This is a genomic window from Pseudomonas sp. WHRI 8519, from assembly GCF_040224055.2.
Taxonomy (GTDB): domain Bacteria; phylum Pseudomonadota; class Gammaproteobacteria; order Pseudomonadales; family Pseudomonadaceae; genus Aquipseudomonas; species Aquipseudomonas putida_X.
On record NZ_CP167996.1, the window covers coordinates 4,672,420 to 4,691,602 of the forward strand.

A 19,183-nucleotide genomic window follows, 5' to 3' on the forward strand; every position below is an offset into this window, starting at 1 on the left:
TTGCCGGCAAGCCGACGATCAGGGCGGCCTCAGAACTTTCGGACAACACCCGCCAAGAAGAACGACACATGCCCGACCAGACCCATCTCAGCGCCGAAATCCGCGACATGCTCATGGACTGCGACCTGTTCGATACCTTGCAGCCCGGTGACTTCCATACCGCCGCAGGCTACTTCAGCCTCGCCACCTTGGTCGAAGGCGAAACCATCTTCAACGAAGGCGATGCCGGCACCTTCATGTGCATCCTGCACCGGGGGGTGGTTTCAGTGCGCAAGACCGACGCCCACGGTGCCCAAGTGGAGATCGCCACGCTGCGCAGTGGCCGCGCCTTCGGCGAAATGGCTGTGCTGGACGGCGAGCGCCGCTCGGCCAGTTGCATGGCTGCCAGCGACTGCCTGCTGCTGACCTTGGGCAAGGATTCGCTGGAAAAGATGCTCAACGAAGCCCCACGCATCGCCGCACGGATCATCCGCGCATTGGCCGTAGCCTTGTCGAAACGCCTACGGATGCAGGACGGGCAGCGCCTGGCGCTTTAATTATCCTTCGCAGCCGGCTTGTCAGGTTCGGTGCGCAACCCAGGCAGTGGCTGATCCTTCGGCGGCCCTGGCAGCGGAATGGGCGGCAACAGCGGCGCGCCGGGCTGCCTGTCATAGGCCTTGGGGGCAGTGCTGGGGGTAATCTGAGGGTACGGTGTGGGCGTTGCTGTGCCAGGTGCTCCCGGCACCGGTGTGGTGATACGTGGCGGCGTGCCGGCGGCCTGCACCAAGGGCAGGCCGGCTAAAAGCAGCGCGGCGAGGATCGCACGAAACATCAGCAACCTCCTGTCTGAACATTTCTACAGGCTACGCCTTAATACGCGTTTTCGCCTGTCCGCTTGCCCTGCAAGCGCGCTAGACTCATTGGCATAACCGTTACCTGCCTGATCAGAACAAAGGAAACACCATGAGTTCGGCATCCACGTCCGCCGCCACCGCCCGCCTCGACCGTATCCTCGCCGACGCCAAGCGCGACAAAGAGATGGGCTACCGCGACAAAGCCTTGAGAATGTACCCGCACGTGTGCGGCCGTTGCGCCCGTGAGTTCGCCGGCAAGCGTCTGAGCGAGCTGACCGTTCATCACCGTGACCACAACCATGACAACAACCCCCAGGACGGCTCCAACTGGGAGCTGCTGTGCCTGTACTGCCACGACAATGAGCATTCGCGCTATACCGACCAGCAGTACTTCAGCGAAGGCTCCACCAGCACCCCGAGCATTGCCAAGGCCACGCACAACCCGTTCGCCGGGCTGGCTGGCTTGCTGAAGAAAGACTGACTGTCGACAGAGCCCCCCGCTGCCGCCGGCGAGCCCGTATAATCGCGCTTTTTTTGCGAAGGGCCCCGGCACGTGGCTAACAAACGGTACAGTTGCATCGGCCTGTTCAACCCAAAATCTGCAGAGAACGTAGGCTCGGTGATGCGCGCAGCGGGTTGCTACGGCGTGAACTCGGTGTTCTACACCGGCAAGCGCTACGAGCGCGCCCGCGACTTCGTCACTGACACCAAGCGCGTGCACTACGATATTCCGTTAATCGGCATCGACGACCTGCAGCGCATCATCCCGCTGGGTTGCACACCCGTTGCAGTGGAGTTGGTGGAAGGTGCTCGGCCCTTGCCTGAATACACCCACCCTGATCGCGCCATCTACATCTTCGGGCCGGAAGACGGCAGCCTCGATGCGAACGTGCGCGCGTGGTGCGAAGAAACCATCTATATCCCCACCGAAGGCTGCATGAACCTGGCCGCGACGGTGAACGTGGTGTTGTACGACCGTTTGGCCAAGGGCCTCAATACCCGCTCGGGGCCCAAGTTCAAATAGCGCAGCCCCTGCCGGCATGGGCACATGTGACCACCTGGCAAACCGACTGAACGTGTGCAGCAACCCTCTGGTCAGCTGCTTACACTTCAGATGGAGGGCTTGCCATGCTCGATATTCATTCCACTACGGCGTCACCGGACCATAACGTACAGGGCCTGGAGCGGGTCGGTTCACTGGCCGGTGGTGCGCTGATGTTCACCAAGGGTATGCGCCACGGCGGGCTGGTCGGGCTACTGCAGATGGTGGTCGGTGGCATTGCGGTGGCGCGCGGGGTCAGTGGGCATTGCTCGACCAAGGCCTGGTGGCAGAAGCATCGACAGGAATATCACCGTTTGCGCTCGGACATCGAACGCAGTGCCACCGAGCTGGAGGCGCTCAAACGCAGTGCCGAGGCGGCGACGGAGGGGGTGACGGTAACGGGCAAAGACCCGCTCACGGGTAGTTGATCAGCGGCTTGTACGGGCCCTGTCGCCGGCAAGCCTGCACCCACCCTCACTGCCCTGACCGTTGAAACGGTGTGGCAGAAGTGGAAGCAGGCCTGCCGGCGACAGGGCCGGCTGAGCCAGCCTGGCGCTAACGCAACGCCTTGCTCTGCAACACTTCGGATCGGCGCCCCAGCACGTTCTCACTGATCTGCACGAATTCCTCGGTGCTCACCTTCGGCAAGCGCATCAGCGCCTGCGTCACATCATCCAGCGAGCGCTTGGCCTGGGTGTGGATGCGTATTTCCTTGTCCAGCGCCTGCAGCAGCAACACCCCACGGGCAACCTGGGCCGGGCTTGCCCGCTCACCACGCAGCTGGCTGACCTTGGCACCCTGCTTCTGCAAACGCGCCTGCCACACCTGATAGCGGTCATCGCTCACACCCCCCGCCCGGCGCAGCAACTCGTTGGCGTAATAATCGCTGAGGCTTTGGCCCAGCCAGTCGCTGTCAGCACTCACACGAATCTGCGCAAACAGCTGCACCAGTTCACGCAGCAACGGGCTGTTACCGCTCTCACTGACCATGGGCCGCGCGCTGTGCAGGTACAGCGAGCCCCGCGCTGACATTGCTCCGCGCCACATGCCATCGCGTGCCCCCACCAGCAGCAACTTTGCCGGGTCGCGGGGGAATACGGCCTGCAGGTGCGGCCAGACGAAGGTCAACAGGGTGAGACTGTCCATGCGGCGCATGCCCTGCCCTACCGGTGCCGCCACCGTCACGTCAGTCTCGCCCAGGCGCGCACGTCGGCTGCCAAGGTCGCCGGCCAGCATCCAGCCAGTCGGGCGATCGAACAGGCGCGACACGTTGTCGATACGGAACTTGTCCTTGCCGATACGCGGCCAGGAGGTTTCGATGCTTTTCCAGCCCTCAGGCAGGTCGACCGACAGGCGCGCGACCAGTTCGGTGCCGTCTTGCTGGTCGAGGCGTGCCGGTGGCACCAGCTGGTCACCCAGGAACAACGCCCAGTGGGGCGTGATGCGTGAGGAATAGGCGCCGCTGCGCACCTTCTGGTCCAGCTTGACCCGGTAGCTGAGGCTGGTCTTGCCCGCCGCCGGGTGCCACACGCCGCGCTCCCCCTGCACCTGCCACTGGCCGTCCGCCTGGAAGCCGCTGTACGCCCCCTGCTTGCCCAGGTCGAAGTCCAGGCTACGCACGGCACTGCCGTCTGCCAGGGTCAGGCGCACTTCGGCCTGGCCATTGGCAGGCAGCAGCCGCACCTGATAGTCGAGGTCGACTTTCTTCGCCCAGGCCGGCGAGCAGGCCACGAGGCCCAGCAGGAGCAACAGCTGGCAACGCATACAGAAACTCCTTGTTCCCCAGAGGCGACGGAGGGTGCCGCTCAGCTGGCGCGAAAAATCAGGTGGTCTTCCCAGTCGTCTTCGTCCACATCCTGCTCCCTGAGCATACGCCCGGACTGGGAAATGCGCTGTTCATGCACCTGGGTGCGATCGCCACAGACCAGGTGGTGCCAGGCCGGCAGGTCCTTGCCCTCGCTGACCAGGCGATACCCGCAGGTGCTCGGCAGCCACTTGAACTGGTCAGCCTTGCCCGGGGTGAGCTGAATACAATCGGGCACCTGGGCGAAACGGTTGGGGTAATCGCTGCACTGGCAGGTGTTCATGTCCAGCAGCTTGCAGGCGATACGGGTGTAATAGACGCTGTTGTCGTCCTCGTCCTCGAGCTTTTGCAGGCAGCAAAGGCCACAGCCGTCACACAGCGATTCCCACTCTTGCGGGTCGAGTTGTTCGAGGGTCTTGCGCCGCCAGAACGGCGCGCTTTCAGCGATCATCACACGGGTTTCCTGCATTGGGCCTGCGCCAAGCTTCACGTTGGAGGCTCCAGGCAAATTGCGGCGCATACGGCTTTGTTCTGTGGTTTTGAGCGTGGCGCCATGGCGGCGCCAGTCTAGAGCCTGGCCTTGGGCAATGCCAGACCGCCTGTCAGTGCCCTATGGCTGCAGTTCAATAGCCCCGCGCGAAATCCACTTCGCCACGCAAACCTTGCCCTGCCTGGTATTGCCGCACGTTCTCGACAAACAACCGTACCATCGCCGCTGGCGAAGTCGGTGCCGAGCTGTGCCCGGTCAGCAACAACCCCCACGCGGTCCAGAACGGGTGACGCTGCGGCAACGGCTCCTGCCGGCACACATCGATCACCGCGCCCGCCAGGTCGCCCTGCTTCAGCGCCTGGACCAGGTCGGCATCGACCACCGCCACACCACGCCCGGCATTGATGAACAGCGCGCTGGGCTGGAAACACTTGAACAGTGCGGCATCATAAAGATCATGGGTTGCCGGCGTATCCGGCAACAGGTTGAGCACGTAATCGGCCTGCCCGACCATCCGCGGCAAATCAGCCAACCCGGCGACCTCGACGAACGGCGCCTGCTCGCGGGGCGTGCTGGCGATGCCATACAGGGTCACGCCAAACGGCAAGAGGCATTCGGCTACACGCTGGCCGATATCGCCGGTGCCCACGATCAACACCTTGCGCCCTTCGAGCGTCCCCCCCGGGCGGTCGTCCCACCGGCGCTCTACCTGGCTCACCAGGCGAGACAGCACTTCGCGCTCGTGCCCCAGCATGTAGGTGAGCATGTACTCGGCCATCACTTGGCCAAAGATGCCGACCGCACGGGTCAGGCGGTAATCACGCGGCAGACCATCGGCCAGCAAGGGCGTGATGCCGGCCCAGGTCGATTGCATCCAGGCCGGCTTGTGGCCTTGGCGCAGCAGGCTTGCCAGCAAGTCTGGCTGGCCCAGCCAGACCGCACACTGGGGTGCCTGCAAGGCCAGCTCGGCGGAATCGCCGCTGGTCAGGATTTCCAGGTCCGGGGCCGCGCCAGCCAGCAGCCGGGCATAGTTGGCATGATCCTGCTCAGCGATCAGAACGCGCATCAAAGTGACAACCTTGGCAGACAACGAAGGCGGCCCGGCATGCGGGCTACCTGAGGGTGTGGAGGGATCGTGGCCGGATCAGACCGGGTCGTTACGGCGCAGAAGTTCTTCCGGCAAATGTTCGATGTACTCGTCCTCGGCCGGTGGCATCTGCAGGTGGTAACCCTGGTTATCAAGATTGTCCAGCACCTTGGCAATGTCCTCGCGGGCGAGCTTGCGCTCGGGGCTCAGCACCAGGTCGAAGGCATGTACGGGCGTGCCGAAGAACGGCAGCAGCGCCTCGGGCACGCGCTCCAGGCCCTCGGCCTTGAGTACGTAGAGGTACATCTCGTTCTTGCGCGGGCTCTTGTAGATCGAGCAGATACGTTTCATCGGGTTTCTCCGGCGCCCGCCAGTTCGTCCAGCAGGGCCTGGCCCATCCGCTCACGGCGCCAGCCGCGCAACGAATCGGGCAGTTGATAGGGGCCATTGGGGTAGCCGCTCTTGAGCAGGGCTTCCAGGGCCTTTTTGCGCAGCATCAGCTCCGGGGCAATGCCCAGACGCTCGCCTTCGGCCTGGCCGATGGCGCGCAGGCGCTTGAGGATGCCGGCCGCTTCGATAGGAAGCGGCTCGGGCAGCGTCGCCGGCCATTGCTCAGGCGGCAGGCTGGCGGCCCGTTTGATCAGCTCGACCAGGCAGGCGCCATCCTGGCGGATGGTGCGCGGATGCATGTCGTCGATCTTGGCCAGGGCCGACAGGTTGTCCGGCTGGTTCTTGGCCATCGGCCACAGCGAGTGCTCCTTGAGAATGCGGTTGCGCGGCACATCGCGGCTGCGTGCTTCACGCTCGCGCCAGGCGCACAGTTCACGCAGCACCGCCAGTTGCTGGCGGCCCAGCTTCCAGGCCAGCTTCACATCGCGGTACAGGGTTTCGGGCTCGACCTCGCGGCGCAAGGCCGCGACCAGTTCGGCACCGTCTTCCAGCACCCACGCGTACTTGTCGTCCGACAGACGTGGGCGCAGGGCGGCAAACAGTTCGGCCAGGTGCACGGCATCTTCGGCTGCGTAGCTGATCTGGGTGTCCGACAGCGGGCGCTGCAGCCAGTCCGAGCGGGTCTCACCCTTGGGCAGTTCAAGGCCCAGCACTTCCTGGACCAGGCGCGAATAGCCCATGGAGAAGCCCAGGTTCAGGTAGCCCGCGGCCAACTGCGTGTCGAACAGCGGCTGCGGCAGCTTGCCGGTCAGGCGCAGCAGCACTTCGAGGTCTTCGCTGCAGGCGTGCAGCACCTTGACCACACCGCTGTCTTCCAGCAGGTCGGCCAAAGGCTGCCAGTTGCCGATCAGCAACGGGTCGATGAGAAAAGCGCGCTCGCCGTCACCGATCTGGATCAGGCCAGCTTTCGGATAAAAGGTGTCGACCCGCATGAATTCGGTGTCGAGCGCCACGAAGGGCAGTGTGCGCCACCTCTGGCAGAGTTCGGCCAGGGTCTGGTCGTCACGGATCCAGTGTATTTCGATGGCCACGAGGCTCTCCCACAAACGTTGGCGCGCAGTATATACGGCGCGGGCACTGCGGGTGAAACCTGACTGACATCCGCGCCGGCCGCCGGGTAGCTCGCGCTGCCGGTCAGCCTGGCAAGCGATGCTTGGCGTAAGGCTCGCGGTCGATATCCAGCACTTCCACACACAGTTGCAGGTCTAGGCCAGCCTGCGCCGGTATGGCCTCACGCAGTACCTCCAGCAAGCTGGCGGACAATTGTTTCTTTACCTCCGCCGGGCGCCCGCTGAGGATGGCCAGGCGCACATGGGCGAACGCCCGCTCGGCTGGCGCAGTGCCCACCCGGTAATGGGCGAACGCCTGGGCGCGGCTTTTGATGTCTGCCTCATCGGCGAACTGGCCGCTGCCGACCAGGGCGTGATTCAGGCGCAGCAGCAGTACCTCGACATTGAGCTCGCGCAGGTTGTCGCTGTATTCCAGGTTCAGGTGAGGCATGGCACAGGTTCCAGGCGTTGGGGGAAGCGACAGCCTACCCCAGTCCCCTAGCCGCGCAAAGGCGGCTATCCTCAAAGGTCAGGACCTTACTGACAACCCTGACAGAGGTGAAGAAATGCCAGTTCCGCATGATCTGCTCGCTGACTTGCACGTTACCGCCGATGCATTCCAGGCACGGATAGACAAGGACCCGACGCTGCATGCCCTGCACAAGGAATACAACGCCAAAGACAAGGAGGTGGTGGCCGCCGAAGGCAATGGCACCAACGACGATGCCGTCAACCGCCTGCGCAAGGAGCGCCTGCTGATCAAGGACAAGATCGAGCGAATCATTCATCCGCCGAAATCCTGATGGCTTTCTGCTGAATCAACCGCCCTGTCGCCGGCAAGCCGGCTCGCTGGCGACAGGGCCTGCAACCGTTACATGCCAGCCGATGCGTTCAAGGCCCCGTCCAGGTCTTCGATCAAGTCCCGGTAATCCTCGATCCCGATCGACAGCCGCAACACGCTCTCACTGATGCCCATCAGCCCCTTCTGTTCCGGGCTCAGTGAATTGTGCGACATGCTCCAGGAGTGGTTGATCATGCTCTCCACACCACCCAACGAGTCGGCCAGGACAAATATCTGCAAGGCCTCCAACAGGCGATTGAGCGCCGCCCGGTCACCGTTCCTGACCTTCATGGCCACCACCGCTCCGCCAGCGCGCATCTGGCGCTTGCACAGTGCGTGCTGCGGGTGGCTTTCCAGCCCCGGGTAATACACCTGCTCGACCTGCGGATGGCTTTCCAGGAAGCGTGCCACCTGCAGGGCATTGGCACACTGACGCTCCATGCGCACGTCGAGGGTTTTCAGGCCGCGCAAGGCCAGGTAACAGTCGAACGGGCCCTGGATCGCCCCCACGGCCATGCTGATCTTGCGCAGGCGCCCCAGCAAGGCATCGTTGGCAGCCACCACCACGCCGCCGGTCAGGTCGGAGTGGCCGCCAATGTATTTGCTGGCCGAATGCATCACCAGGTCCACACCCAGGGTGATCGGCCGCTGGTTCCACGGCGAGCAGAAGGTGTTGTCGATGCAGGTGAGAATACCCCGCGCACGAGCCAGGTCGCAGACCGCCTTGATGTCGACCAGGTGCAGCAATGGGTTGGTCGGCGACTCGATCCAGATCAACTGGGTTTCGGGTTTGATCGCCGCCGCTACGGCCGCCACATCGTTGAGGTCGACATAGGTGGTGGTAAGGCCCGAGGTGCGTGCTCGGTAGTCTTCCAGAATGCGGAAGGTGCCGCCGTACACACCGTTCATCACCACCACATGAGCGTCCTTGGGGAGCAGCTCCAGCACCGTGGCGGTGGCGTTTACACCGGAGGCACATGCCACCGCGCCCACACCCTCTTCAAGTGCCGCGACACAACTTTCATAGGCATGCCGGGTCGGGTTGCCCACCCGGCTGTAGGCGTATTCCGGGTTGTCATCGAGGCTGCGCTTGATATACGAGCTGGCGGTGTAGATAGGCGGGAAGATCGCGTTGTCGGCGACACTGAACTGCTCACCGGCGTGAATGGTACGGGTGGCGAAATTGCGCGGCTTGTCGGACATGGTCAGGCCCATTTGGCAGATGTAAGTGCGCAACTATCGCACAATCACCTGCCGCCACAACGCCCGTGGTGGCGGGAATTTTTTCTATCGTTGGGGTAATCTGGGGAATATTTTACTGACCGCCAGCGGGTTTCCATGGACAGTTTCGACCAGCACATCCTCACCCTGCTCCAGCGCGACGCGTCGCTCTCGCTCAAGGATTTGGCCGAAGCCGTCAACCTGTCCACCACCCCCTGCTGGAAGCGGGTCAAGCGCCTGGAAGAGGATGGCTACATCCTCGGCCGCGTCGCCCTGCTCGACCCCGAACGCCTGGGCCTGGGCCTGACGGTGTTCGTCCAGCTCAAGACCCAGCGCCACGACAGTGCCTGGCTGGAGCAATTCGCCGAGACGGTGAAAGGCTTCGAGGAGGTGATGGAGTTCTATCGCATGTCCGGGGACTGGGATTACATGCTGCGGGTAGTGGTGGGCGATATCGCTGCCTACGACCGGTTCTATAAAAAGCTGATCACCAGCACCGATGGGCTCTCCAACATCACGTCCAGCTTTGCCATGGAACAGATGAAATACACCACGGCTTACCCGGTCCACAGGCCCTGATCGGTGCCAGCCTCAGCACCCCTTCACTGCGCCGCCACCGCTTCGATGCGGTTCCCCGCCTTGGCCTTCTCGAGCCGAATCGCAATGAATTTGGAGGTCGGCGTATAGGTGCCTTCGCCGTAACTTTCCAGCGGCACCAGCGGGTTGGTCTCCGGGTAGTAGGCCGCCGCCTGCCCATCGGGGATGTCGTAGGGCACCAGGCGGAACCCCGACACCCGGCGTTCGACACCGTCCTCCCACAGCGACACCAGATCGACATGCTCACCCGGCTCGAAGCCCAGGCGGCGGATGTCGGCCTCGCTGACGAACACCACTTCCCGCAGGCCAAACACGCCCCGGTAACGATCGTCCAGCCCATACAGCGTGGTGTTGTACTGGTCGTGCGAACGCATCGTCTGCAGGATGAGGTCCGGCTTGTCGCCACGGGCGAGCACCTGGGCGTTGACCAGATGCTCGGGCAACGGGCTGGCACTGAAGCGCGCCTTGCCGGTTGCCGTGCGCCAGTTGCGCTCGGCAGCACTGTTGCCCAGGTGGAAACCACCTGGGTGCTGCAGCCGCTCGTTGAAGTTGGCGAAACCGGGGATGACATCGGCGATCATGCTGCGAATACGGCCATAGTCGGCCACCGCGTATTCCCAATCGATGGGCTTGTTGCCCAGCGTGGCCTTGGCCATGCCGGCGATGATCCAGGGTTCGGACCGCATGTGGGGTGAACGCGGGCGCAGCTGGCCATGGGAGATATGCACCATGCTGAAGGTGTCTTCCACAGTCACGCCCTGCGGCCCGCCGGCCTGCATGTCGATCTCGGTGCGCCCCAGGCAGGGCAGGATCAGCGCATCGCGGCCAGTGACCAGGTGCGAACGGTTGAGCTTGGTGGATATCTGCACCGTCAGCGCACAGTTGCGCATGGCCGCGTGGGTGCGGGGCGTGTCCGGCGTCGCCTGGGCGAAGTTGCCACCCAGCGCGATGAACACCTTGGCGCGTTGTTGCTCCATGGCCTGGATCGCCAGCACCGCGTTATGCCCATGGGCGCGAGGTACGCGGAACTGGAAGCGTTTTTCCAAGGCATCGAGCAACGCCGCCTTGGGTTTCTCGTCGATACCCATGGTGCGGTCGCCTTGCACGTTGCTGTGGCCACGCACTGGCGAAAGGCCCGCGCCGGGCTTGCCGACGTTGCCGCGCAACAGCTGCAGGTTGACGATTTCCTGCACGGTAGGCACCGAGTGACGGTGCTGGGTGACGCCCATCGCCCAGCACATGATCACCCGCTCGGCCTTGCGGTACATGCGCGCCGCCAGCTCGATCTCGGCCAGGGTCAGGCCGGACTGCTCGACGATATGGTCCCACGAGGTGGCATCCACGGCCGCCAGGTAGGCGTCCACACCGCTGGTATGCGCGGCGATGAAGCCATGGTCGAATACCGCTGGTTCCCCCTTGGCCTGGGCATCGCGCTCCCATTGCAGCAGGTACTTGGCAATGCCGCGCATGGCCGCTATGTCGCCGCCCAGGGCTGGGCGGAAGTAGGCGGTATTGGTCGGTTCGGAGCCGTTGCTGAGCATTTCGAACGGGTGCTGCGGGTGCTGGAAGCGCTCCAGGCCCCGCTCTTTGAGCGGGTTGAAACACACCACCTGGGCGCCGCGCTTGACCGCTTCACGCAGCGGTTCGAGCATGCGCGGGTGGTTGGTACCGGGGTTCTGGCCAATGACGAAGATCGCGTCGGCCAGCTCCAGGTCATGGAACACTACCGTGCCCTTGCCTACGCCGAGGGTTTCCGACATGCCCACGCCACTGGCCTCGTGGCACATGTTCGAGCAGTCGGGGAAGTTGTTGGTGCCGTAGGCGCGGACGAACAGCTGGTAGAGGAATGCCGCTTCGTTGCTGGCCCGGCCGGAGGTGTAGAACTCAGCCTCATCGGGCGAATCCAGCGCCTGCAAGTGCCGGGCGATCAAGGCAAAGGCCTCTTCCCAGGTGGTTTGCACATAGTGATCGGTGGCAGCGTCGTAACGCATCGGGTGCGTGAGGCGGCCTTGGTATTCGAGCCAGTAGTCGGTCTGGTCCTTCAGCGCGCTTACGCTGTATTTGGCGAAGAAGGCCGGGTCGACCGAGCGACCGGTCGCTTCCCAGTTGACCGCCTTGGCGCCGTTTTCGCAGAACTTGACCATGTCGCTTTCCGGCGACTCGCCCCAGGCGCAGCCGGGGCAGTCGAACCCGCCGTTCTGGTTGGTCTTGAGCATGGCCCGCAGGTTCTTGAAGGCGTTGTCACTGCCCAGCCAGCTCTTGGTCACGCTCTTGAGCGCGCCCCAGCCGGCGGCAGGCCCCTTGTAGTCCCTGATATGTTCGTCCTGGCTCATGCGGTCAATCCTCACGCGGGCATCGAATAGTGCAACGGATCGTGTCGTCCGCTGCTTTTTTCCAGCCTATGGAGACAGTCGGGGTGCCGTCCAATCGAAATGTCTTACGGGGTGATAGGCCGTTTCGATGATGGGGTGCACTTGGCGCCATGCACCGCGGTGGGCCGTGATAGATGAGATTGATCAAACGGTCGGGCAAAGCAATTTGACGGCGAACACCGCAGGTTATAGCGTGGAACCAGTCCCCCTCCCTTGCCGAGCGCGAACGTGGAACAGAACAGCCGGGCCCTGATCGACGGCTTCAACCGGAAAATCGACTACCTGCGGATGTCGGTCACGGACCGCTGCGACTTCCGTTGTGTCTATTGCATGGCCGAAGACATGCAGTTCCTGCCGCGCCAGCAGATCCTCAGCCTTGAGGAACTGTTCCAGGTAGCCGAACGCTTCGTCGCCTTAGGCACCCGCAAGATCCGCCTTACCGGTGGCGAACCGCTGGTACGCCAGGGCATCGTCGACCTGTGCGGGCGCATTGCCGCCCTGCCCGGCCTGCGAGAACTGTGCATGACCAGCAACGGCTCGCAGCTCCCGCGCCTGGCCCAGCCGCTGTTCGACGCAGGCCTGTCACGCCTGAACATCAGCCTCGACAGCCTCGATGCAGAACGTTTCAAGCAACTGACCCGCACCGGCGACCTGGCCCAGGTGATTGCCGGTATCGACGCGGCCCGCCGCGCGGGGTTTCAGCGCATCAAACTCAATTGCGTGGTGCTCAAGGGGCGTAACGACGATGAGCTGGTCGACCTGGTGCGCTTTGCCATCGACCGCGAACTGGACATCACCTTCATCGAAGAAATGCCGCTGGGCGTGATCAGCGAGCACGAACGCGGCGAGTCGTTCTGCTCCAGTGACGAAGTACGCGCGCGGCTGGCCGAACATTTCACCCTGATCGAATCGACCGAGTCGTCCCAGGGCCCGGCGCGCTACTGGCGCCTGGCAGAAGCGCCGAGCACCCGTGTCGGCTTCATCTCGCCGCACAGCCACAACTTCTGCGCCACCTGCAACCGTGTGCGCCTGACCGTCGAAGGCCGGCTGTTGTTGTGCCTGGGCAATGAACATTCGATGGACCTCAAACAGGTGCTGCGTGCCCACCCGGGTGATGCCGAGCGGCTGGAAAAAGCCATCCGCGATTCGCTGCACCTCAAGCCCTATCGCCATCATTTCGAGGTCGGTGGCGATGTGCAGATCCTGCGCTTCATGAACATGACCGGCGGCTGACCCGCCGTCTCTGGATCGCCATGATCGTCCACTCCCGCCCCGACGTGTTGCGCGTGCTGTTCACCCTCAAGGGTTCGATCGTCAAGCGCATTGCCTTGCGCTGCCTGACGGTCACCTTGCTCGCCGCCCTGATCGTGCTGGTCGAACGCCACTTCCCGGCGTTTTTCTACCCCGTCAGCGCTACCCCCTTCACGCTGCTTGGCCTGTCGCTGTCGATCTTCATGAGCTTTCGCAACAACGCCTGTTACGACCGTTGGTGGGAGGGGCGCAAGGCCTGGGGGAAGATGATCATCGAGGCCCGCTCGTTCATACGTGAAAGCGGGGTGATCACCGATGAAAAGCTGCGCGCCGAGTTGCTGCGCAGCCTGTGCGGCTTTGCCCATGCGCTCAATGCCCGGTTGCGCAATGAGGATGAAGTGGCCGCCGCCCGGCCGTGGCTGGCCAACCCCGCTGCGATCCGTCCGCACAATGTCTGCGACGGTATCTTGCAAGAGGTTGGCGCCCACTGCTCACGCCTGGCCGAGCAGCGGCACATCAGTGAATGGCGCTACAGCCTGTTGGAACAACGCCTGGTCGGGCTGTCGGAGGTGCAGGCCACCTGCGAGCGGATCAAGGGCACACCGCTGCCCTTCCCCTATACCCTGCTGCTGCACCGCACCATCTACATCTTCTGCCTGCTGCTGCCGTTCGCCCTGGCCGAGCCGCTGGGCTGGCTGGCGCCGCTGTTCACCACCATCGTGGGGTACACCTTCTTCGGGCTGGATGCCATCGGCAATGAACTGGAAGACCCGTTCGGGCGAGACGAGAACGACCTGCCGACCGATGCCATGGTGCGCACGGTCGAGCGGGATGTGCTGGGGGCCTTGGGCGTGGAGCCGCTGCCACCGGCGTTGCAGCCAGTGGAGCATGTGCTGAGCTGACTGGCCCTATCGCCGGGGCTGTTCAACCGCGCGTTGTGCAGGGCGCGGTGGGCTTGAGGTGCTTCACAAAATTACAAGGCTGGTGCCGCGCATCCAGCTGCTCTGCCAGGATGCCTTCCCACGCCGTGCGGCAGGCACCGGTAGAACCTGGCAGGCAACACACCAGGGTGCCATTGGCCATCCCGGCCGAGGCGCGGCTCTGCAAGGTCGAGCTACCGACATCGAGAATCGACAACGCCCGGAACAGCTCGCCGAAACCGTCGATACGCCGATCGAACAGGCACTCCACCGCTTCGGGTGTGCTGTCCCGGCCGGTGAAGCCGGTGCCGCCGGTGATCAGCACCACCTGCACCTGGTCATCGGCAATCCAGGTGGCCACCTGGGCGCGGACCTTGTACAGGTCGTCCTTGAGCAGCGCGCGCGCCACCAGGCGATGGCCGACCTGCACCGGGCGGCTGGCGAGCAGCTCACCGGAGGTGTCGTTGTCGTAGGTGCGGGTGTCGCTGACCGTCAGAACGGCGATATTGAGCGGAACGAAGACCGCATCGGGTTGAACACGCACAGTGAAGCTCCTTGTAGGGCAGGCTCGTTACGCTAGAGACATGACCAGAGCGCGTCCAATCGATATGCCGTACCGCCCGATCAATGACATCTATCGCTGACTTGGTTAAGGTCAGCACACCAAGGCCCCAGGCACTCCCATGGACATCAAGCAGCTCAAGTTTCTCATCGCCCTCGACCAGACCCGCCACTTCGGCCAGGCCGCGGCGCTGTGCCATATCACCCAGCCGACCCTGTCCATGCGCCTGCGCAACCTGGAGGACGAACTGGACCTGGTGCTGGTCAAGCGCGGCCAACGCTTCGAGGGCTTCACCGAAGCCGGCGAGCGCATCCTGGCCTGGGCCCGCACCCTGCTCGCCGCCCATGATGGCCTGCAGGCCGAGGCGGCCAGTTGCCGTGGCCAAGTGGTTGGTAGCCTGCGCTTGGGCACAGTACCGTTGGCCAGCTTCAACCCCATGCAGTTGCTGCTGCCGCTGCGCGAAAAATACCCGGAGCTGCAGTTTCAGCTCAGCTCCCACAGCACCGAACAGATCATGGATGGCCTGAGCCGCAACCAGCTCGATTTGGGGATCTGCTATCTGGACCAGGTCAACGCCAACTTCTTCGAGGTGATCGAACTGGGCACCACCACCATGGGCCTGCTGCACGATACCCGGCATTTCCAGTTCGAGGCCGACACCTTGCGCTGGGAGGACCTGGGCGAAATCCCTCTGGGCCTGCTGAGCAAGGGGATGCACTACCGTCAGTCGCTCGACCTGAGCTTTCGCAGCCGCAGCCTGGAACCCAATGCCGTGCTGGAAAGCGACTCGAGCTTCCAGTTGGTCCAAGCCATCAATACCGGGGTGTGCTGCGCAATCATGCCGCTCGATTGCGGGTTGGAAGACCTGAGCGAGCACATGCGCATCGTCCCGATCACCGACGCCAGCATTCACAGCCCCGTCGGCCTGCTGCTGCGCCGTAGCGAGCCGCGCTCGGCCATTGCCGAACAGTGCTTTGACGAGGCCCGCACCCTGTTTCAACCCTCCTGAGCCGCAGTCGCCTGGCGGTACTGGCGCGGGGTGAAACCGGTGAGTTGCTTGAACTGCCGGCTGAAGGCGCTGTGGTCGGTGTAGCCGCACTGCAGCGCCACTTCGGTGATCGGCAAGTCGCTGTGCAGCAGCCGATGGGCATGTTCCAGCCGCGCCTTGTGAATCATTTGCCGGGGTGTGAGATGGAACACACGCTTGCAGTAACGCTCCAGTTGCGCGACGGAAATGCCGGCAATGCGGGTCAGCTCACCCAGGCTGATCGGCTGGTGAAAGTGCTTGCGAATGTGCTCGTCCACCGCGGCCAGGCGTTGATAGGCGGGGTGGCTGTCGGCGGCTGATTGCAGGTCGACCGAAATGCCGACCAAGCCCAGGATCTCGCCCGCCTGGTTGTACAGCGGGCGCTTGTGGGTCAGGCACCAGCCTGGTTCACGGCTGCCGTACAGGTGCAACTCAAGCTGGTCTTCCAGCACCAGCCCATCCTTGAGCACGCGGCGGTCCTGCTCGGTATAGCCGGGGCCCAGTTGCGCCGGGAAGACTTCGGCGCTGGTCTTGCCCAACAGTGGCTGCAGGCGCTTGAGGCCGCAGCGCTGGACCAGGGTGTTGTTGGCCAGCACATAGCGGGCATCCGGATCCTTGATGAAGATCGCGGCGTTGGGGATGGCATCGAGGATCGGCAGCAGCAGGGATACCCCCGCGAGCAGGTCCTGCAGGCTAGCGGGGCGATGCTGGTCGAGGTTCTGGTACAGGGCTGCCAGTGTGGCGTCGGCCATCATTCAACTCTCTGGTAGGGGCACCGGCGCCATCGCCGGCAAAACTCTCAAGCCCTTGAACAACAGGGCCTCCAGCCTATCCAGCCTGGCGAGCGGCGCGCCAGCCTTTTCTGCGATTGTGCCGATTTCGTCATCCCCCCTGCAGAAAACCATCAAGAACCGTAGCCCCGTTCGGTCCACTCTATGCCCCACGCAAGCCGTCCAAGACCTATAAGAGCGCGGCCCCAGAAGCCGCACCTGGTGACATCAGACCTGCCTATCCAAAACCTACAAAAAGGCGCCCCCATGTCAGGCAAATTCAAGAAACAGCTGTCCTTGCTGGACCTCACGTTCATCGGCCTCGGCGCCATCTTCGGCTCCGGCTGGCTGTTCGCCGCCAGCCACGTCTCGGCCATTGCCGGGCCGGCCGGCATCCTCTCCTGGTTCCTCGGCGGCTTCGCCGTACTGCTACTGGGCATCGTTTACTGCGAGCTCGGCGCCGCGCTGCCACGCGCCGGGGGTGTGGTGCGCTACCCGGTGTACTCGCACGGCCCACTGCTCGGCTACCTGATGGGGTTCATCACCCTGATCGCCTTCTCTAGCCTGATCGCCATCGAAGTGGTCGCCTCTCGCCAGTACGCGGCGGCCTGGTTCCCCGGGCTGACCGAGGCCGGCTCCAGTGTCCCCACCGTGCTCGGCTGGTTGGTGCAGTTTGCCCTGCTGGGGCTGTTCTTCTTCCTGAACTACCGCAGCGTCAAGACCTTCGCCAAGGCCAACAACCTGGTCAGCGTGTTCAAGTTCATCGTGCCGCTGCTGGTGATCGGCGTGCTGTTCAGCTTCTTCAAGCCAGAGAACTTCGAGGTCCAGGGCTTCGCCCCATTCGGCATGTCCGGGGTGGAAATGGCTGTGTCGGCTGGCGGCATCATCTTCGCTTACCTGGGCCTGACACCGATCATCTCGGTGGCAAGCGAAGTCAAAAACCCACAGCGCACCATCCCCATCGCGCTGATCCTCTCCGTGCTGCTGTCCACCGCGATCTATGCGCTGTTGCAACTGGCCTTCCTCGGCAGCGTGCCAACCGAAATGCTGAGTGACGGCTGGGCTGCGGTGACCAAGGAACTGGCCTTGCCCTACCGCGACATCGCCCTGGCACTGGGCGTAGGCTGGCTGGCCTACCTGGTGGTGGCCGATGCGGTGATCTCCCCCAGCGGCTGCGGCAACATCTACATGAATGCCACGCCGCGTGTGGTCTACGGCTGGGCCCAGACCGGCACCTTCTTCAAGTACTTCACCCGTATCGATGCAGAATCCGGCATCCCGCGCCCGGCCCTGTGGTTGACCTTCGGCCTGTCGGTGTTCTGGACCCTGCCGTTCCCCTCGTGGGAAGCGCTGATCAACGTGGTATCCGCTGCCCTGGTCTTGAGCTACGCCGTGGCCCCGGTCACCGTTGCCGCCCTGCGCCGCAATGCGCCACAGATGCCGCGCCCGTTCCGGGTCAAGGGCATGGCCGTACTCGGCCCGCTGTCTTTCATCATCGCCGCGCTGATCGTGTACTGGTCGGGCTGGAACACCGTGTCGTGGCTGCTGGCCCTGCAGATCGTGATGTTCGTGCTGTACCTGCTGTGTGCTCGTTTCGTCCCTACCCAGCACCTGTCGCTGGCCCAGCAGGTGCGCTCCAGCGCCTGGCTGATCGGCTTTTACGCGGTGACCATCCTGCTGTCCTGGCTTGGCAGTTTCGGCGGCCTGGGTGTGATCGGCCACCCGTTTGACACTGTAGTCGTCGCGGCTTGCGCGCTGGGCATCTACTACTGGGGCGCCGCGACTGGCGTGCCTGCCCACCTTGTGCGCCTGGAAGGTGAAGACGAAAGCGAAGCCAGCGCTGACACCGCTACCTGCAACCCTGCTGCCGTCGCTTCCTGATCTTTTACGCAAGGGACAAGCCATGAAACAGATTCACGTCATCGACTCTCACACTGGCGGCGAACCGACCCGCCTGGTGATGAAGGGTTTCCCGCCACTGCACGGCCGCAGCATGGCCGAACAGCGCGACGAACTGCGCGAGCTGCACGACCCATGGCGCCGCGCCTGCCTGCTGGAGCCACGTGGCAACGATGTACTGGTCGGCGCGCTGTACTGCCCACCGGTTTCGGCCGACGCGACCTGCGGGGTGATCTTCTTCAACAACGCCGGCTACCTGAACATGTGCGGCCACGGCACCATCGGCCTGGTCGCCTCGTTGCAGCACCTGGGCCTGATCGCACCGGGCGTGCACACGATCGACACCCCGGTCGGCCAGGTCAGCGCGACCCTGCATGAAGACGGCGCCATCACCATCGGTAACGTGCCGTCCTACCGCTATCGCCAGCAGGTTGCAGTGGACGTGCCCGGCCATGGCCTGGTACGCGGCGACATCGCCTGGGGCGGCAACTGGTTCTTCCTCGTTTCCGAACACGGCCAACGTATCGAGCTGGACAACCGTGAGGCCCTGACCGAGTACACCTGGGCCATGCTCAAGGCACTCGAACAGCAGGGCATCACCGGTGAAAACGGCGCAGCCATCGACCACGTCGAGCTGTTCGCCGAGGACGCCAACGCCGACAGCCGCAACTTCGTGATGTGCCCCGGTAAAGCCTACGACCGCTCGCCCTGCGGCACCGGCACCAGCGCCAAGCTGGCCTGCCTGGCCGCCGACGGCAAGCTTGGCGAAGGCCAGACCTGGGTCCAAGCCAGCATCACCGGTAGCCAGTTCCATGCCCGTTACGAGCGCGACGGCGAGCGCATTCGCCCGTTCATCACCGGCCGCGCCTACATGACCGCCGACAGCACGCTGCTGATCGACGAACAAGACCCCTTCGCCTGGGGCATCTGAGCCCCGACGTTTTCGCCCCCTTTCGCCAGGAGTAACA

General features: G+C 63.7%; 22 protein-coding genes. 11 read left to right on the forward strand and 11 right to left on the reverse strand.

Features of this window, described 5'->3' with window-relative positions; genetic code table 11:
- Positions 1 to 68: 68 nt before the first annotated feature.
- Positions 69 to 536, forward strand: coding sequence for a cyclic nucleotide-binding domain-containing protein (locus tag ABRP30_RS21270; protein WP_241806021.1), 468 nt, complete (start codon positions 69 to 71; stop codon positions 534 to 536).
- Here ABRP30_RS21270 and ABRP30_RS21275 read toward each other — a convergent pair.
- Positions 533 to 811 (reverse strand): hypothetical protein, encoded by a 279-nt coding sequence (locus ABRP30_RS21275; RefSeq protein WP_349974692.1) that lies wholly within the window; start codon positions 809 to 811, stop codon positions 533 to 535. The genes ABRP30_RS21270 and ABRP30_RS21275 overlap by 4 nt on opposite strands.
- Positions 812 to 942: 131 nt before the next feature.
- Here ABRP30_RS21275 and ABRP30_RS21280 point away from each other — a divergent pair, with 131 nt between their 5' ends.
- From ABRP30_RS21280 to ABRP30_RS21290, 3 genes are all read left to right on the forward strand, one after another.
- Positions 943 to 1,314 (forward strand): YajD family HNH nuclease, encoded by a 372-nt coding sequence (locus tag ABRP30_RS21280; RefSeq protein WP_012315716.1) that lies wholly within the window; start codon positions 943 to 945, stop codon positions 1,312 to 1,314.
- Between the two features lie 72 nt (positions 1,315 to 1,386).
- Positions 1,387 to 1,857, forward strand: coding sequence for an RNA methyltransferase (locus ABRP30_RS21285; RefSeq protein WP_039602101.1), 471 nt, complete (start codon positions 1,387 to 1,389; stop codon positions 1,855 to 1,857).
- A 104-nt stretch (positions 1,858 to 1,961) separates the two neighbouring features.
- A complete protein-coding gene (locus tag ABRP30_RS21290; RefSeq protein WP_241806019.1) occupies positions 1,962 to 2,303 on the forward strand; it encodes a YgaP-like transmembrane domain in 342 nt (113 codons plus the stop codon).
- A 127-nt stretch (positions 2,304 to 2,430) separates the two neighbouring features.
- Here the strand turns inward: ABRP30_RS21290 and ABRP30_RS21295 are convergent, their stop codons facing one another.
- From ABRP30_RS21295 to ABRP30_RS21320, 6 genes are all read right to left on the reverse strand, one after another.
- On the reverse strand, positions 2,431 to 3,639 hold the full coding sequence (locus tag ABRP30_RS21295) for a hypothetical protein (protein ID WP_349974693.1): 1,209 nt from the start codon (positions 3,637 to 3,639) through the stop codon (positions 2,431 to 2,433).
- A 41-nt stretch (positions 3,640 to 3,680) separates the two neighbouring features.
- Complete coding sequence (locus ABRP30_RS21300) at positions 3,681 to 4,130, reverse strand: YcgN family cysteine cluster protein (RefSeq protein WP_241806017.1); 450 nt, start codon at positions 4,128 to 4,130, stop codon at positions 3,681 to 3,683.
- A 172-nt stretch (positions 4,131 to 4,302) separates the two neighbouring features.
- The gene (locus ABRP30_RS21305) at positions 4,303 to 5,235 is read right to left on the reverse strand and encodes a D-2-hydroxyacid dehydrogenase (RefSeq protein ID WP_349974694.1); all 933 of its coding nucleotides are present in this window, start codon (positions 5,233 to 5,235) and stop codon (positions 4,303 to 4,305) included.
- Between the two features lie 78 nt (positions 5,236 to 5,313).
- Positions 5,314 to 5,607 (reverse strand): YcgL domain-containing protein, encoded by a 294-nt coding sequence (locus ABRP30_RS21310; RefSeq protein ID WP_241806015.1) that lies wholly within the window; start codon positions 5,605 to 5,607, stop codon positions 5,314 to 5,316.
- Positions 5,604 to 6,737: a ribonuclease D gene (gene rnd / locus ABRP30_RS21315; protein WP_241806014.1), complete on the reverse strand. Its 1,134-nt coding sequence runs from the start codon at positions 6,735 to 6,737 to the stop codon at positions 5,604 to 5,606. Before rnd ends, ABRP30_RS21310 begins: the two co-directional genes overlap by 4 nt.
- 103 nt (positions 6,738 to 6,840) lie before the next feature.
- Positions 6,841 to 7,206, reverse strand: coding sequence for a 5-carboxymethyl-2-hydroxymuconate Delta-isomerase (locus ABRP30_RS21320; protein WP_267818040.1), 366 nt, complete (start codon positions 7,204 to 7,206; stop codon positions 6,841 to 6,843).
- Between the two features lie 115 nt (positions 7,207 to 7,321).
- Here ABRP30_RS21320 and ABRP30_RS21325 point away from each other — a divergent pair, with 115 nt between their 5' ends.
- Positions 7,322 to 7,558 (forward strand): YdcH family protein, encoded by a 237-nt coding sequence (locus tag ABRP30_RS21325; RefSeq protein ID WP_267818042.1) that lies wholly within the window; start codon positions 7,322 to 7,324, stop codon positions 7,556 to 7,558.
- A 68-nt stretch (positions 7,559 to 7,626) separates the two neighbouring features.
- On the opposite strand, the gene ABRP30_RS21330 is transcribed toward ABRP30_RS21325, so the two are convergent.
- Positions 7,627 to 8,811, reverse strand: a complete 1,185-nt coding sequence (locus tag ABRP30_RS21330) for a PLP-dependent aspartate aminotransferase family protein (RefSeq protein WP_349974842.1) — start codon at positions 8,809 to 8,811, stop codon at positions 7,627 to 7,629.
- 123 nt (positions 8,812 to 8,934) lie between these two features.
- Between ABRP30_RS21330 and ABRP30_RS21335 the strand changes: the two genes are divergently transcribed.
- A complete protein-coding gene (locus tag ABRP30_RS21335; RefSeq protein WP_241806011.1) occupies positions 8,935 to 9,396 on the forward strand; it encodes an Lrp/AsnC family transcriptional regulator in 462 nt (153 codons plus the stop codon).
- Positions 9,397 to 9,419: 23 nt separating this feature from the next.
- Here ABRP30_RS21335 and ABRP30_RS21340 read toward each other — a convergent pair whose 3' ends face one another.
- Entirely contained in the window at positions 9,420 to 11,747 is a 2,328-nt protein-coding gene (locus ABRP30_RS21340; protein ID WP_349974695.1) for an FdhF/YdeP family oxidoreductase, read from the reverse strand.
- A gap of 267 nt (positions 11,748 to 12,014) precedes the next feature.
- Between ABRP30_RS21340 and moaA the strand changes: the two genes are divergently transcribed.
- The gene (gene moaA / locus ABRP30_RS21345; RefSeq protein ID WP_241806009.1) at positions 12,015 to 13,019 is read left to right on the forward strand and encodes a GTP 3',8-cyclase MoaA; all 1,005 of its coding nucleotides are present in this window, start codon (positions 12,015 to 12,017) and stop codon (positions 13,017 to 13,019) included.
- A 20-nt stretch (positions 13,020 to 13,039) separates the two neighbouring features.
- The gene (locus ABRP30_RS21350) at positions 13,040 to 13,939 is read left to right on the forward strand and encodes a bestrophin family protein (RefSeq protein WP_349974696.1); all 900 of its coding nucleotides are present in this window, start codon (positions 13,040 to 13,042) and stop codon (positions 13,937 to 13,939) included.
- A gap of 22 nt (positions 13,940 to 13,961) precedes the next feature.
- On the opposite strand, the gene moaB is transcribed toward ABRP30_RS21350, so the two are convergent.
- Positions 13,962 to 14,501, reverse strand: a complete 540-nt coding sequence (moaB, locus tag ABRP30_RS21355; RefSeq protein WP_267818051.1) for a molybdenum cofactor biosynthesis protein B — start codon at positions 14,499 to 14,501, stop codon at positions 13,962 to 13,964.
- Between the two features lie 139 nt (positions 14,502 to 14,640).
- Between moaB and ABRP30_RS21360 the strand changes: the two genes are divergently transcribed.
- Positions 14,641 to 15,528 (forward strand): LysR family transcriptional regulator, encoded by an 888-nt coding sequence (locus ABRP30_RS21360; RefSeq protein WP_267818053.1) that lies wholly within the window; start codon positions 14,641 to 14,643, stop codon positions 15,526 to 15,528.
- Here the strand turns inward: ABRP30_RS21360 and ABRP30_RS21365 are convergent.
- On the reverse strand, positions 15,516 to 16,298 hold the full coding sequence (locus tag ABRP30_RS21365; RefSeq protein ID WP_241806005.1) for an AraC family transcriptional regulator: 783 nt from the start codon (positions 16,296 to 16,298) through the stop codon (positions 15,516 to 15,518). The genes ABRP30_RS21360 and ABRP30_RS21365 overlap by 13 nt on opposite strands.
- Before the next feature lie 285 nt (positions 16,299 to 16,583).
- Between ABRP30_RS21365 and ABRP30_RS21370 the strand changes: the two genes are divergently transcribed.
- Both ABRP30_RS21370 and ABRP30_RS21375 read left to right on the forward strand, forming a co-directional pair.
- Complete coding sequence (locus ABRP30_RS21370; protein WP_349974697.1) at positions 16,584 to 18,197, forward strand: APC family permease; 1,614 nt, start codon at positions 16,584 to 16,586, stop codon at positions 18,195 to 18,197.
- A 22-nt stretch (positions 18,198 to 18,219) separates the two neighbouring features.
- Positions 18,220 to 19,146: a 4-hydroxyproline epimerase gene (locus ABRP30_RS21375; protein ID WP_349974698.1), complete on the forward strand. Its 927-nt coding sequence runs from the start codon at positions 18,220 to 18,222 to the stop codon at positions 19,144 to 19,146.
- The last annotated feature ends 37 nt before the right edge of the window (positions 19,147 to 19,183 follow it).

What these genes read in the sequence shown, in the direction of transcription:
- ABRP30_RS21270 (WP_241806021.1), top strand. Translation starts at nt 69, where the DNA reads ATGCCCGACCAGACCCATCTCAGCGCCGAAATCCGCGACATGCTCATG.
- ABRP30_RS21275 (WP_349974692.1), bottom strand. Translation starts at nt 811, where the DNA reads ATGTTTCGTGCGATCCTCGCCGCGCTGCTTTTAGCCGGCCTGCCCTTG.
- ABRP30_RS21280 (WP_012315716.1), top strand. Translation starts at nt 943, where the DNA reads ATGAGTTCGGCATCCACGTCCGCCGCCACCGCCCGCCTCGACCGTATC.
- ABRP30_RS21290 (WP_241806019.1), top strand. Translation starts at nt 1,962, where the DNA reads ATGCTCGATATTCATTCCACTACGGCGTCACCGGACCATAACGTACAG.
- ABRP30_RS21295 (WP_349974693.1), bottom strand. Translation starts at nt 3,639, where the DNA reads ATGCGTTGCCAGCTGTTGCTCCTGCTGGGCCTCGTGGCCTGCTCGCCG.
- ABRP30_RS21300 (WP_241806017.1), bottom strand. Translation starts at nt 4,130, where the DNA reads ATGATCGCTGAAAGCGCGCCGTTCTGGCGGCGCAAGACCCTCGAACAA.
- ABRP30_RS21305 (WP_349974694.1), bottom strand. Translation starts at nt 5,235, where the DNA reads ATGCGCGTTCTGATCGCTGAGCAGGATCATGCCAACTATGCCCGGCTG.
- ABRP30_RS21310 (WP_241806015.1), bottom strand. Translation starts at nt 5,607, where the DNA reads ATGAAACGTATCTGCTCGATCTACAAGAGCCCGCGCAAGAACGAGATG.
- ABRP30_RS21320 (WP_267818040.1), bottom strand. Translation starts at nt 7,206, where the DNA reads ATGCCTCACCTGAACCTGGAATACAGCGACAACCTGCGCGAGCTCAAT.
- ABRP30_RS21325 (WP_267818042.1), top strand. Translation starts at nt 7,322, where the DNA reads ATGCCAGTTCCGCATGATCTGCTCGCTGACTTGCACGTTACCGCCGAT.
- ABRP30_RS21330 (WP_349974842.1), bottom strand. Translation starts at nt 8,811, where the DNA reads ATGGGCCTGACCATGTCCGACAAGCCGCGCAATTTCGCCACCCGTACC.
- ABRP30_RS21335 (WP_241806011.1), top strand. Translation starts at nt 8,935, where the DNA reads ATGGACAGTTTCGACCAGCACATCCTCACCCTGCTCCAGCGCGACGCG.
- ABRP30_RS21340 (WP_349974695.1), bottom strand. Translation starts at nt 11,747, where the DNA reads ATGAGCCAGGACGAACATATCAGGGACTACAAGGGGCCTGCCGCCGGC.
- ABRP30_RS21350 (WP_349974696.1), top strand. Translation starts at nt 13,040, where the DNA reads ATGATCGTCCACTCCCGCCCCGACGTGTTGCGCGTGCTGTTCACCCTC.
- ABRP30_RS21360 (WP_267818053.1), top strand. Translation starts at nt 14,641, where the DNA reads ATGGACATCAAGCAGCTCAAGTTTCTCATCGCCCTCGACCAGACCCGC.
- ABRP30_RS21365 (WP_241806005.1), bottom strand. Translation starts at nt 16,298, where the DNA reads ATGGCCGACGCCACACTGGCAGCCCTGTACCAGAACCTCGACCAGCAT.
- ABRP30_RS21370 (WP_349974697.1), top strand. Translation starts at nt 16,584, where the DNA reads ATGTCAGGCAAATTCAAGAAACAGCTGTCCTTGCTGGACCTCACGTTC.
- ABRP30_RS21375 (WP_349974698.1), top strand. Translation starts at nt 18,220, where the DNA reads ATGAAACAGATTCACGTCATCGACTCTCACACTGGCGGCGAACCGACC.